Origin of the sequence: Sphingopyxis sp. YR583 (assembly GCF_900108295.1) — a bacterium.
Taxonomy (GTDB): Bacteria; Pseudomonadota; Alphaproteobacteria; order Sphingomonadales; family Sphingomonadaceae; genus Sphingopyxis.
In genome coordinates this window covers 368628-380294 of the sequence record NZ_FNWK01000003.1, presented here as the reverse complement: position 1 = coordinate 380294, position 11667 = coordinate 368628, and the positions used below count along the sequence as shown (strand labels likewise).

Sequence of the window (11667 nt, the reverse complement as noted above, 5' to 3'; positions counted from 1 at the left end):
CGGGCAGCATTTCCTTGGGAATCGCCTTGGTCGCGGGCAGGAAGCGGGTGCCGAGGCCGGCGACGGGAAAGACGGCTTTGCGGATCGGTTTCATGGGCGACGGCTTAGCGGCGAACTTCGGTCAAGAAAAGGGTCGGACGGCGTCGAAACGCGTCGCCCGCCGCCTCACTGCGGCGTGACGATCACAACCACGCGCCGGTTGTCCTGCCGCCCCTCCGCCGTCGCATTGCTCGACAGAGGCAAGGTCTCGCCCCGGCCGACGACCTGGTCGGCGGTAAACTGCATGCCGCCCGCCTGCATCGGCCCCGCGACGGCTTGCGCGCGTGCCTGCGACAGCGTCAGATTATAGGCGGAGGTGCCGGTCGAATCGGTGTGTCCTTCGATCCGCGCCGTGACAATGCCGACGGCGACGAGTTTGGCGGCGATGTCGGTGATGCGTTGTTGCTGCTCGGGCGTCACGCCGCTTTCGTTCGACGGGAAAAGCAGCCGCTCGGGCATGCTCAGCATCCAGCCCGGACCGCTTTCGACAAAGCCTTGCGACTGCAGCACGGCGATTTGCGCGGCGTTGAAGCCGCTGGCCGGCGGCACGCTCTGGCACGCCGCAAGCAAGGCGGCGAGACCGGCTAGGAAGAGGGTCCGGATCGATCGGGGGAAATCAAGGGTCACGGTGTCACTCCGCTGGACATCATCTGGAACGGTTGGTCAGCTTGTCGGCATACATTGCCGCATCCGCTGCGGTCAGCAGTGCGGTGGGGCTTGTGCCGTCGTCGGGAAAGACGGCGACACCGACGCTGACCGCCGCGCGATAGGTTTCGCCGCCTGGCAAGGCGATGGGCTGCGACACGCAGGACCGGATGTGGTTCGCCAACTCGTCGGGAACGGCCTCGCTGTCGAGCGGGTCGATGATGACGATGAATTCGTCCCCCCCGATCCGTGCGGCGAAATCGCCCTTGCGAAGCGTATCCTGAATGCATGTCGACAGCGCCACAAGGACGGTGTCGCCCGCAGCATGGCCGAAATTGTCGTTCGCGGCCTTGAAATTGTCGGCGTCGATGAAGAGCAGCGCAAAGCGTTCGCCGCGACTCTCGGCCATCTCGATGCGTTGCGTCAGTTGCTCGTCGAACGCGGCGCGGTTCGGCATGGCGGTCAGCGTGTCATGCGAGGCGCGGTGCGCGAGCATCGCCCGCTCGCTTTCCATATGGCCCTGCCACCCCTGCAATTCGTCGAGCAGCGAATTGATGTCGCCGCCCAGCCGGTCGAGTTCGGCGATGCCGAGCGGCTTGACCCGCTTGTCGAAACGGCGGTGCAGGCGCACGTCGTGCGCAACGGTCGCGATCTCGTTCAATGGCTTGACCAGTTCATATTCGAACCGCCGCGCGAGGAAGATGGTGCCGAACGCGGTGATGAGCAGGCAGCCGAGGCCGGCGAGCAGGCCAAGGCGGACATAGTCGACGAGTGTCGAACTGTCGCCCCATACCTCGATCTTGCCGATTGCCGATCCGTTGCGCTGGACGGTGACGGCAAAGGGGCGCGGGAAGAAAATGCGGGTCAGGATCGGTGCCGGATCGGCGACGGGTGAGGTCCATTCGGTGACCGGGCGGCCAACATCGTTGAGCACGCGGAGCCGCGCGATCCCGGGAATCCGGGTCAGCGGTTCGAGCCCTTCGCGGACCGCCTGCGGATCGTTGAACACCAGCGCCGGTTCGACACCATAGGCACCGAGCTGGGCCGCGAGTTCCATATTGCGATCGGCATAGCCGCGCAGCGCGGTCACCCCGGCAAGCAGGATCGTCAGACCCGACAGCGCGACCGCGAACAGGGTGATACCGAAATGAAAGCGCGACAGCAGCTTTTGCAGCGTCGTGCGCGTACCGATCCGTTCGACCGCGGGCGTGGGGCTTTGGCCGGTCATGACCCGCCTCCCTCGCCGCCGCCGATCCGCAGCACGCGCGGGTCGATCCGGAGCGGGCCACGGCCGATCGCGTCGATATTGACCGAAAAGCTGAGGCTGGCCGCCTTGTTGTTCAGGCAGAACATCGCGCCATAGATGCAGGCGGCATCATCGTCGGTGATGGTGAGGACCGGGCGCCCGCGTACCCAGGCGATCAGCTGGCGCCGGTCGGCGACGGGCATCCGGCCCAGAAACAATATGTCGCAGTCGGGGGTGACGGCGGCCGCGGCGATGCGGCGAACCACGACCGAGCCGGGGCCCGGAATATCGGGCGCCATGCGATCGGACAGCCGAGGCGTCCCGACAAGGCACATGACGCGTCCGGCCGGCGGCGCGGCATCGGGCCAGCGCGCATAGCTGACGATGCCGCCGACCATCCGGTTGACGGCGCGCGTCATTCCGCCGCTGCTGTCCTCGACGATTGTCTGGCTTGCGGCCTGAACCGCCATCTGCGGTGTCGTGACCAACGTGCCAATCAGAAACAGTGATGCCAGCACCCGGCAGCGCCCCCAACTGCGTTTCAGGGGCATCCTGCCCCAGCGAAGGCGCGTCCGCTAGTCAAAACAATTGGAAAGTCAATGAAAAGTGACGTCATGCGGCCATCTTGCGACGATGGCTGCATGACCAGCCAGATTTCTATACACTACGCAGGCGATCGCTGAAACCCTTGCGCAATTTGGCCAGCTTCGGCGGAATGACCGCCATGCAATAGGGATTGCGCTGGCCTTCACCTTCCCAATAGGCCTGATGATAATCCTCGGCCGGATACCAGTCGGACGCGCTTTCGATCGTGGTAACGATCGGGGCGGGCCAGTCTGCGCCGGCGCGCTCGATCCCCGCGCGCGCGGCGTCGGCCTGCGCGGCATCGAGCGGAAAGATCGCGCTGCGATATTGGGTGCCGATGTCATTGCCCTGGCGGTTGAGCTGCGTCGGGTCGTGCGTCGCGAAAAAGACGTCGAGCAGGTCGCCATAGGAAATGACCCCAGGATCGAATGTAATGCGGATCGCTTCGGCATGGCCGGTATCGCCGCCGCATACCTGCTTATAGGTCGGGTTGGCGACCGATCCGCCGATATAGCCGCTTTCTACGCTCTCGACGCCCTCGAGCGACTGGAACACCGCTTCGGTGCACCAGAAGCAGCCTCCGGCAAAAATAGCGGTCTCTTGGGTCATGGGCGTCGATCCTTGTTAGGGGAGGGGATTGTTCCCAAAATAGGATGCGCGCGCGCCTATTCCAAGGGCGCGGGATCGTCGATCAGCGGCGGCCTGAGAGGTCGCCCCGTAGCACGTGCGGCCGCGACCGCCGCCGCCTCGGCTTCGAGTATGGCGACGCGCTCGCGCCAGGGTGGGTGCGTACCCGCCTGAAACAGCGGCCGTCCCTTTCGCTGGCCGAAACGCGTCCAGAAGCGCGCGGCGGACGCAGGGTCATAGCCTGCACCGGCGAGCAACCACACCGAAAGCCGGTCGGCCTCGATCTCGGTCTGCTTGAACAGACGCGCATTGCGGCCGAATTGTTTGCCGAGGCCGCGATCGACCCCCGCCGCATCGAGCCGCGCGCGGTGGCGCAATATATTATGCGCCAGCTCGTGCGCGATCGCGGCGGCAAGCTCCTCGTCATCGGCGGCGAAATCGGCGAGGCCCTGATTGACGAGCACCATCCGTCCATCGGCCACGGCGCCCGGCTTTTCATTCGCTTCGACCCGAAAGTCGCTGACGCAGCCCGCGACCGGCGTCACATGGACGATATGTCCGGCGCCGACATGCAGGGCAATCGCGGTATCGAGTGGTCGAGCAGCCATATCGCCTTCGATCGCGGTGATGCGTGCGAAGGGATGGTCCCCCGCTCCGTCGGGAACGGGGGCACCTGCTATCCCGGTGATAGATGTACCGACCCTCATTCCCGCCGATGCGGCGGGCGAATGCGGGGCGAGCGCCGCAATGAAGGCGTGAACCCCGTCCCCGGCGCCATAAGCCGCGAGCGCCTCTGCGCGCTGGTCGGCGGTGTAGAGCCGCGGGTCGCCCCATATCCACCCGAACTGAGGCTGGCGCACCGGGCACCAGTCGGCGTTGGCGGTCGTCAACCGGAAGCCGATGGTCGCGACGCGCGCTTCGATCGCTGCCAATGCAGCATAGGGCGATTGTTCGGCGGGCGCTGCCGCGACGACGGGTGCGGTCATCGACGTGAGCAGGGCGGCAAGGATCATCCCGGAGCGGTTGGGCATCGCCGTCCTCTATCAAGCCGCATCTTTCGGGGCCATGAATTTCCCCCGGGTGCGCAGGTTCGACCCCTTGCCTATCGCCCTGCGAGCGCCGATAGGGCTGGCATGACGCACGCCTCTGCCTTGCCGGCGCCTGCCGCCCGCCAACCCCGCCCCGCGGCGCTCGCGCGCTGGCTCTGGGCGGTCGCGCTTCTCGTCATCATCGTGGTTGGCGTGGGTGGTATCACCCGCCTCACCGAATCTGGGCTTTCGATCACCGAATGGAGGCCCGTTTCAGGAGTTCTGCCGCCGCTGAGCGAAGCCGGATGGATCGCCGAGTTCGAAAAATATAAGCAAATCCCCGAATATAAGGAGATCAACCTCGGCATGACGCTGGCGGGGTTCAAGGCGATCTTCTTCTGGGAATGGCTGCACCGCATTCTCGGCCGCCTTGTCGGCATGGCGCTGCTCCTTCCCCTGATCTGGTATGCATGGCGCCGCGCGATCCCGGCGGGCTATGGTCCCCGCCTATTCGCGCTCGCGGCGCTCGTCGGTCTGCAGGGTGCGATCGGCTGGTGGATGGTCGCTTCGGGCCTCGAATATCGCGTCGACGTCAGCCATTTCCGCCTCGCGACACATTTGCTGACCGCGTTGTTCCTGCTCGCCGGGCTGGTGTGGACCGCCCGCGATCTCGACAGGCTCGCGCGCGATCCCGCCGCACGTCCCGCGCGTCTGACCGGACCCGCGCTGGGCGTTATCGCGATCCTCTTCATTCAGTTGCTGCTCGGCGCATGGGTTGCGGGGCTCAATGCCGGCTTTGTCGCCAGCACCTGGCCGCTGATGAATGACCATTTCGTGCCCGAGGGCATCGACTGGGCGGGCGGCGCATGGCTCGCGCTGACCAACGATCCCTTCCTTATCCATTTCCTCCATCGCTGGTGGTCGTGGATCGCGGCGCTCGCGCTGCTTCTTCTGGCACGCAGCTTGTCGCGCCGCGGCGCGCGGGTCGAGGCGCAACTGCTCGTCGCGGTTGTCGCCGCGCAGATGCTACTCGGCATCTGGACGGTCGTGTCGGGTGTGTCGATGTGGGTGGCCGTATGGCATCAGGTGACCGGTGCGATCCTCGTCGCCATCGCCGCCGCGTCGCTTCATCGGCTGGGCCGCGGCGCCGCATGATGTCGGCCGGCAGCCTCGGCGGCCTTTTCCTGCTGCTGGCGGCCCAGGCTCTTCCGTCTTCGGCGCCGGGCGATGTTCCGGCGTCCGCGGCCACGCATTTCCAGTTTGCTCCCCCGGTGGACCGGCCGATGACCTATCGCGTGACCACGCGCCGGATCGGCCGCGAAGGGTCTTTGGTCAACTTCTCGCTCACCTATGCAATGCAATGGCAACGCGTCGGTCGCGGTTACCGGCTCGAGGCGGTGCTGCAGCGGATCGATTCGGATGCACGTCCCGAGGTGACCCGCGCGCTGTCGCTGATGCTTGAGCCGCTGGTCGGCGAAGCGATGGCTTATCTTGTCGCACCCGACGGCAGCCGGATCGACCTCGTCGACCCGGACGCGTTGTGGGAGCGGGTGACCGCGCGGATCGAAGCGGTCGGGGCGAAGGCGGGGCGACCCGAAGCCCGGCAACTGGCACAGCTCATCGCCGCCTTGCCCGCCGCCGAGCGCGACCGGCTGGCGACCGCCGATATCCGTGCGCTCGTTGCGCCCGCGAACGACGCCATTCCGCTATCGGCGCAGGCCGGGGGCGCGAGCGTGTCGATGCGGCACGACGGAGCGCTGCAGACGATCGCCAAGGTCGAGCGCGATGCCGCGCCCGTCGCGGGCGCCGCGCGGCCGCTGGAAATCGACAATCTGTGGACCGTCGATACCGCGACCGGGCTGGTGATGCGCGAACAGCGGCAGAGCTGGATGGTCGAGGCGGAAGGCGATGGACGAGCCCTCGTCGAAGAGCGGGTTCGCGCGCTGGAGATCGCTCCGCAGGGGTGAAGGTATCATAATACCTGTCAGCAAAGCCGCGATCTGCTTGACTTTCAGCCCTGCCTTCGCCATTGGCCCGCTCCGAAGCGCCGCTTCGTCCGTTCGGGACAGGCGGCGCGGTTTGTTTCGGGGCGCTGTTGCTCCGGTCCATATCTGTCAAGGAGCGTGCCATGAAGGCGCTGACCAAGACGACCGCCTCGGCGAATGCCGCAACGGTCGAAAAGAAATGGGTGCTGATCGACGCCGAGGGTCTCGTCGTGGGCCGCGTTGCCTCGATCATCGCCAACATCCTGCGCGGCAAGCACAAGCCGTCGTTCACCCCCCACGTCGATTGCGGTGACAATGTCATCGTCATCAATGCGGAGAAGGTGGCGTTCACCGGCAAGAAGCTGCAGGACAAGCGTTACTACAAGCACACCGGTTACGCCGGCGGCATCAAGGAAACGAGCCCCGCGAAGATCCTCGAAGGCCGTTTCCCCGAGCGCGTGCTCGAAAAGGCCGTCGAACGCATGATCCCGCGCGGCCCGCTCGGCCGCCAGCAGATGCGCAACCTGCGCATCTTCGCCGGCACCGAACATCCGCACGAAGGGCAGAACCCCGAAGTGATCGACGTCGCGTCGATGAACCGCAAGAACAAGGTGGGTGCATAATGGCTGACGAACAGACCATGACCGATCTCAAGGATCTCGCCGGCGCCGTCGAAGGCACCGTCGCCGCTCCGACCAGCAACGCGCCGCTGCGCGAAAAGCAGGTCGACAAGCAGGGCCGCGCCTATGCGACCGGCCGCCGCAAGGACGCCGTCGCCCGCGTGTGGGTCAAGCCCGGCACGGGCAAGATCACCGTCAACGGCCGCGACCAGGAAGTCTATTTCGCACGTCCGACGCTGCGTCTCGTCATCAACCAGCCCTTCGGTCTGACCGAGCGCGTTGGCCAGTATGACGTGATCGCGACCGTCAAGGGTGGCGGCCTTTCGGGCCAGGCGGGCGCCGTTCTGCACGGCATCGCACAGGCGCTGACCCGCTTCGAACCCGCACTGCGCGGCGTTGTGAAGTCGGCCGGCTTCCTGACCCGCGACAGCCGCGCGGTCGAGCGTAAGAAGTACGGCAAGGCCAAGGCCCGCCGCAGCTTCCAGTTCTCGAAGCGCTAATCAGTTTCCGTCGACGGACGGACAAGGGAAGGGCGGTCCGGCAACGGGCCGCCCTTTTCCGTTGCGCGTTGAAGAAATGCGCCGGGCATCATAGATTGACGCCATGGTTTTCGACCTTCGCAGGGCCCTTCTCGCCAAGGAGGAAAAGGATTCAGCGCGGCTGATGGATTTCGAGTTCCGCCAGCGGGCGCGCAGCTTTCGTCTGCTCGCGGCCATCCTCGATATCGACTCCGGCGCGCTGGTCCGCGAAATCGCGCTGCACGACGATCCGGCCATCCTCGATGCGCTTGCTGATGGTTTATCGATCTCGCGCGAAGACCTTGGCCATCATTACGCCAGATGCCGCGCCGACGCTTATGCCCAGCTTGTCGGCGAAATCGGTGATCCGACGCCGCACCGGCTCGGTTAAAACAGGTCGAGGCTCCCGAGCGCGAGCGCTTGTCGCGCTGGCCGTTCGGCCATCACTGCAAACATTTCGTCGCCTCGCTCGGTGCGTTCCACGCTCATCGACGCAAAGACGGCCATGAAATAGCCGCTGAGCGCGCCGACACGATAGTCGGCCCACAGCCCGGCCGCATCCGGCGCGATGCCGCGCCGTTCAAGCGCCGCGATCCAGTGGTCGAACGCCGGCCGGTCCGCCGCTGCGCGCTCGAACGGGTCGGCGATGCTCGTTCCGACCAGATAGGCGAGGTCGGTTGCACCGCTGCCGCGCCCAAGCGTCTGCCAGTCGACGAGCCAGCAGCTTTCTCCGTCCGGCGAGAAGAGGATGTTATCGATGCGTAGATCGCCATGAACGATGGTCCGCCCGGCCGTCTGCCGTGAAAGATAGGCGTCGAGCTTTTCGATGATGGCCGCGCCGATGTCGAGCACCTCGGGAGCGAGCCGCGCGGCATAGCGTTCGCGAAAGCCGGCATAAAGTTGCGGGAACAGGGCGCGGATCACATCGCCATTGTCGCGGGCGAGCCAGGGCAGCGAGTCGAGCCGCGGGTCGTTCCATAGCAAGGCGTGGAGTCCGGCTGCGGCGTCGATGCAGGGAACGAGCCCCGCCAGTCCCAGCCCCGCGAGTTGATCGCCCTGCCGCGCGGGCGCGAGGTCCGAGAGAATCAGGATGAAATCGACGTCGTCGTCAGCAATTTCGGCATGATGGCAAAGTGGCGCAGCGACATCGCTCCCGGCCGCAAGCTCACGATACCAACTGACTTCCTTGACATATGTGCCGGTGAGCTTGGCGATATGGCGGCTCGCGTCGTCGTGGCTTGGGCATTTGGCGACGACTGTTGCGGGTGCGTCCACATCATCGGTCCAGTCGAGCGTCAGGCGAAAACTGTCGCACATCTGCCCGGTGCCGACCTTGCTCGCGGTGAAACCGCGCAGTGCGTCCGCCTCCTGCCCCAGCTTGCCCGCGAGCCACGCCGGCGACATCGCCTCGGGCGACGTCGGAAAGCTCAAGGCGCCGGATCCATCAGGCCGGCAAGGCCGGTCGGAGCGTGCGGACCGACGAACAATTGTTCGAGGACGCCTACGCCGCGATGCGTTGTGCTGCCGTCGGTCAGTTCGGCTGTGACGAGCGCCTGAATGTGCATCGCGAGCGGATTCCCCCAGGCGCGCTCGGCTTCGCTAAGCTGGTCGTGCGCGACCGCGAGTTCGGCGCCATGGTCGAGGCCATGTCCCCAGACCGGATGTGTGTAACCGAGGCCGCTCATTGCAAAGACCGGCCCGGTTGGCGAGAGCGTCAGCCGGTGGCCGTGACCAAGATCGGCCGCCATTCGCGCGATGCGCCGCGATCCCGGCGTCCACTGGATGTCGAAGGCCGCATCGGCGAAATGCCGTTCGGTTCCGTCCTCGGTGTTCCAGCTGTCGTCGACGATTACGGCGCGGCGGTTCCACGGGGCTCCGGCGCCATCGTCGTTGCTATGGAAGAAAAGCGAGCGATCCTCGAAATTGCAGGGCGTCCACAGCCAGAAGAACTGGTTGAAATTGCCCTCGGGTGGCGGCTGCGGTTCGCTCGCGCCGACCGGGCGTACCCCCCAGCTCCGGTCGCGCGTACCGCTCCATCCGTCGCCAAGCTCGACACGCTCGCCATCGACCGAGAGCCAGCCCGACCAGCGGCCGTTCTGCGTTATGCGCGTATAATCCATGAACAGCCGCGTGCCGTTGCGGCGGATGAATCGCGGTTCCTCGATCGGGAAATGGCGGTTCGTGAAGCGCAGTTCGCCCTCGAGCGGGCCGTCGTTCGGCGAGATGTGGAGCGTCAGCACCTGTAGCGGTATGTCGATGTCGAGGATGATCGGCCCGACCGACAGGTTCAGTCTTTCGCCTCCCGACCGGCGGCTGGCGCGGAGATTATGCTGGACGCCGTTCAGTATGACGCAGAAGCTGGCGTCGACGATGCCGAGCTGGGGGTAAAAGCCCATCGCCGCGGCGAAAAAGACCGAGCCGTCGGGCGAATAGCCGTTGAAAAAATAGCGGTCGTAAAAATTGCGGTCCGTCCCGGCGAACGCGATCGGTTCGCTAGTCTGGTGCAACGGAAAATCGTCGCCTCGTGTCAGCATATGTCCTCATCCCGTTTTTTCTTGCAACGTAACGGGCCTTCGGAATGCGTCAATGGGGCGCAGCGTCAATGCACCGGTGGATCGACGGGCGGCACCGCGGCGACGGGGGCGACCGGTTCGCCGGGTTCGCGCGGCGGCAACGCATTGGGCGGGACATCGTCGATCTGCATGTCGGGTGTCGAGATTTTCTCGAGGTTACGCACGCGAACGTCGATCGCCGTGCCTTGTACCATCAGGTCGTTGAAGCTGGGCGGGGTCGAACGGATGCGCTGCGACAGCGTGCCTGCGCCGATCATGCGGATGGGACCGGCCGCTGTTTCCTGTGTCAGGTCGAAAGCATCGTGGACATGGCCGGAGAGCACAGCAGCGACGCCGCGCTCTGCCAGCGCGGCCAGCGCGCGTTCGCCACCGCGGGTCAGTGCGCGGCCTTTCGTGCCCGCTTCGACCAGCGGGTGATGCGCGGTGACCAGCACCGTCGTGCCGCGCGGCAGCGCGTCGATCGCCGTAAGCGTCTTTTCCAGAGCCCGCCTGGTTACCCAGCCCTTCGACCAGTCGAGCCGCCATTGCGCGCGCGCGGTGGTCTTGAGCGGGACGATCGCGACTCCCGCCAGATCGAGTTCACGCTCGACCAGCCGCTCGATCCCGCGGATGCGGCGATAGGGAAAGAAAAAACGCTCGACGGGATTGAAATAGGGCAGATCATGGTTGCCGACCTCGACCGTCACCTTGACGTCCAGCGCACCGATCCAGTCGCACGCTGCGGCAAATTCGCGGCTGCGCGCGCGCATGGTGAGGTCACCGGTTATCAGGACCGCATCGGGGCGTTCGCGGCGCACGCAATCTTCGAACCAGCCGAGTGCAGCGCGGTTCTCGAGCCCAAAATGCAGGTCGCTGATGTGGAAGAGGCGCGTCATGCCGTCGCGACGAAATCCACCGCGCTGGTACCGAGACCGAAGCGCGCGGGCGAGGCCGTTTCGCCCAGCTCGCCGTCATATTCGAGGCTGATTGGGGCCTCGCTTTCGAGAATGATCGTCCCCCCATTCGCTATCTCTTCGCTAGGCCCGTCGCGAAAATCGCCGCCGAGCCAAGCAAGGCCGTGACGGAGTACGTCGGCCGTCCCTTCGGTCAGGATGCCGTCGGCACGGATGCCTCCGGACGTCGGGGTCAATATGACCGCGGGATAGGCGCCGTCATGTCCGGCAACCGCAACGCCCGGCGCGTTCATCATCGTGTCGAGCGCATCGGGCGCTGCCCGGCTTGCCTCGATCAAACCGTCCTGCCGCATCGTTTCGCGGACCTCGGCCCAGCGGGTCGCCGGGCCGGCGACGATGGTGATGAAGGCATTGCCGCCATCGGACTGGATCGTCGGGATGGGCCGGCGCTGACCCTTGCCTTCCAATACATCGGTCAGGATTTCGGGCGCCGGCCGGTCGCCGTGCAACGCCTTCGATAGCAGGTTGAGCGTGCCGCCGGGCAGCGGAAGGATTGCGCCATCCCAGCCAGCCGCCTGGGTTGCGGCGGCATTGATCGTCCCGTCGCCGGTCCAGACGAGCAGCAGGTCGATATCCCGCGCGGCGAGGTCTGCGGCGCCCGGAATGTCGTCGTCGGGCAGCGAAAATACGGCAACGAGCGGTGTGCTCGCGGAGCGGCATGTTTCGGCAATCTCGGCGAGGACGGCGTCGTCGTGACTGCCGCTCTGGCTGTTGCAGATCAGGGCGGGGCGGGAGAAGGGGCTGGTCATCATCCTGTCCTACGCGCGAACGCCAAAAAGGTCGCGATACTTGTGTGTAGCCGTCTTGTTCGCCGCACCGCCGCCCTGTAGGGCGCAGAGATGGCGGGC

Annotated in this window: 14 protein-coding genes and 1 pseudogene; 5 read left to right on the top strand and 10 right to left on the bottom strand. The window is 65.8% G+C overall.

Going from position 1 to position 11667, the window contains the following annotated elements; all coding sequences use genetic code 11:
• The 6 genes and pseudogenes from BLW56_RS20450 to BLW56_RS17305 form a co-directional block, all read right to left on the bottom strand.
• A pseudogene (locus tag BLW56_RS20450) lies at window positions 1-94 on the bottom strand (UTP--glucose-1-phosphate uridylyltransferase); the annotation flags it as partial.
• Between the two features lie 71 nt (window positions 95-165).
• Entirely contained in the window at window positions 166-666 is a 501-nt protein-coding gene (locus BLW56_RS17325) for an OmpA family protein (protein ID WP_093512032.1), read from the bottom strand.
• 19 nt (window positions 667-685) lie between these two features.
• On the bottom strand, window positions 686-1912 hold the full coding sequence (locus tag BLW56_RS17320; RefSeq protein ID WP_093512031.1) for a diguanylate cyclase: 1227 nt from the start codon (window positions 1910-1912) through the stop codon (window positions 686-688).
• The gene (locus BLW56_RS17315) at window positions 1909-2448 is read right to left on the bottom strand and encodes a YfiR family protein (protein ID WP_093512029.1); all 540 of its coding nucleotides are present in this window, start codon (window positions 2446-2448) and stop codon (window positions 1909-1911) included. The genes BLW56_RS17320 and BLW56_RS17315 overlap by 4 nt, the downstream gene beginning before the upstream one ends.
• Window positions 2449-2587: 139 nt before the next feature.
• Complete coding sequence (msrA, locus tag BLW56_RS17310) at window positions 2588-3124, bottom strand: peptide-methionine (S)-S-oxide reductase MsrA (protein ID WP_093512027.1); 537 nt, start codon at window positions 3122-3124, stop codon at window positions 2588-2590.
• Between the two features lie 56 nt (window positions 3125-3180).
• The gene (locus tag BLW56_RS17305) at window positions 3181-4173 is read right to left on the bottom strand and encodes a M48 family metallopeptidase (RefSeq protein WP_093512025.1); all 993 of its coding nucleotides are present in this window, start codon (window positions 4171-4173) and stop codon (window positions 3181-3183) included.
• 102 nt (window positions 4174-4275) lie between these two features.
• On the opposite strand from BLW56_RS17305, the gene BLW56_RS17300 reads away from it, so the two are divergent.
• The 5 genes from BLW56_RS17300 to BLW56_RS17280 all read left to right on the top strand — a co-directional run bounded on the left by BLW56_RS17300 (window position 4276) and on the right by BLW56_RS17280 (window position 7684).
• Window positions 4276-5325, top strand: a complete 1050-nt coding sequence (locus BLW56_RS17300; RefSeq protein WP_093512024.1) for a COX15/CtaA family protein — start codon at window positions 4276-4278, stop codon at window positions 5323-5325.
• Window positions 5325-6137, top strand: a complete 813-nt coding sequence (locus BLW56_RS17295) for a hypothetical protein (protein ID WP_177176007.1) — start codon at window positions 5325-5327, stop codon at window positions 6135-6137. Before BLW56_RS17300 ends, BLW56_RS17295 begins: the two co-directional genes overlap by 1 nt.
• A 161-nt stretch (window positions 6138-6298) precedes the next feature.
• Entirely contained in the window at window positions 6299-6778 is a 480-nt protein-coding gene (rplM, locus tag BLW56_RS17290; protein WP_093512020.1) for a 50S ribosomal protein L13, read from the top strand.
• Window positions 6778-7275: a 30S ribosomal protein S9 gene (gene rpsI / locus BLW56_RS17285; RefSeq protein WP_093512018.1), complete on the top strand. Its 498-nt coding sequence runs from the start codon at window positions 6778-6780 to the stop codon at window positions 7273-7275. The genes rplM and rpsI overlap by 1 nt, the downstream gene beginning before the upstream one ends.
• A 103-nt stretch (window positions 7276-7378) precedes the next feature.
• Complete coding sequence (locus tag BLW56_RS17280; protein ID WP_093512016.1) at window positions 7379-7684, top strand: hypothetical protein; 306 nt, start codon at window positions 7379-7381, stop codon at window positions 7682-7684.
• Here the strand turns inward: BLW56_RS17280 and BLW56_RS17275 are convergent.
• The 4 genes from BLW56_RS17275 to BLW56_RS17260 all read right to left on the bottom strand — a co-directional run bounded on the left by BLW56_RS17275 (window position 7681) and on the right by BLW56_RS17260 (window position 11568).
• Window positions 7681-8724: a phosphotransferase family protein gene (locus BLW56_RS17275; RefSeq protein ID WP_093512014.1), complete on the bottom strand. Its 1044-nt coding sequence runs from the start codon at window positions 8722-8724 to the stop codon at window positions 7681-7683. The two genes, BLW56_RS17280 and BLW56_RS17275, sit on opposite strands and share 4 nt — an antisense overlap.
• The gene (locus tag BLW56_RS17270; protein ID WP_093512013.1) at window positions 8721-9827 is read right to left on the bottom strand and encodes a hypothetical protein; all 1107 of its coding nucleotides are present in this window, start codon (window positions 9825-9827) and stop codon (window positions 8721-8723) included. The genes BLW56_RS17275 and BLW56_RS17270 overlap by 4 nt, the downstream gene beginning before the upstream one ends.
• 65 nt (window positions 9828-9892) lie before the next feature.
• Window positions 9893-10741, bottom strand: coding sequence for a metallophosphoesterase family protein (locus BLW56_RS17265; protein WP_093512011.1), 849 nt, complete (start codon window positions 10739-10741; stop codon window positions 9893-9895).
• A complete protein-coding gene (locus tag BLW56_RS17260; RefSeq protein ID WP_093512113.1) occupies window positions 10738-11568 on the bottom strand; it encodes a diacylglycerol/lipid kinase family protein in 831 nt (276 codons plus the stop codon). Before BLW56_RS17260 ends, BLW56_RS17265 begins: the two co-directional genes overlap by 4 nt.
• Window positions 11569-11667: the final 99 nt, after the last annotated feature.

Coding starts and splice junctions, on each gene's coding strand:
- BLW56_RS17320 (WP_093512031.1), bottom strand. CDS start 1,912: ATGACCGGCCAAAGCCCCACGCCCGCGGTCGAACGGATCGGTACGCGC.
- msrA (WP_093512027.1), bottom strand. CDS start 3,124: ATGACCCAAGAGACCGCTATTTTTGCCGGAGGCTGCTTCTGGTGCACC.
- BLW56_RS17305 (WP_093512025.1), bottom strand. CDS start 4,173: ATGCCCAACCGCTCCGGGATGATCCTTGCCGCCCTGCTCACGTCGATG.
- BLW56_RS17300 (WP_093512024.1), top strand. CDS start 4,276: ATGACGCACGCCTCTGCCTTGCCGGCGCCTGCCGCCCGCCAACCCCGC.
- BLW56_RS17295 (WP_177176007.1), top strand. CDS start 5,325: ATGTCGGCCGGCAGCCTCGGCGGCCTTTTCCTGCTGCTGGCGGCCCAG.
- rplM (WP_093512020.1), top strand. CDS start 6,299: ATGAAGGCGCTGACCAAGACGACCGCCTCGGCGAATGCCGCAACGGTC.
- rpsI (WP_093512018.1), top strand. CDS start 6,778: ATGGCTGACGAACAGACCATGACCGATCTCAAGGATCTCGCCGGCGCC.
- BLW56_RS17280 (WP_093512016.1), top strand. CDS start 7,379: ATGGTTTTCGACCTTCGCAGGGCCCTTCTCGCCAAGGAGGAAAAGGAT.
- BLW56_RS17270 (WP_093512013.1), bottom strand. CDS start 9,827: ATGCTGACACGAGGCGACGATTTTCCGTTGCACCAGACTAGCGAACCG.
- BLW56_RS17265 (WP_093512011.1), bottom strand. CDS start 10,741: ATGACGCGCCTCTTCCACATCAGCGACCTGCATTTTGGGCTCGAGAAC.
- BLW56_RS17260 (WP_093512113.1), bottom strand. CDS start 11,568: ATGACCAGCCCCTTCTCCCGCCCCGCCCTGATCTGCAACAGCCAGAGC.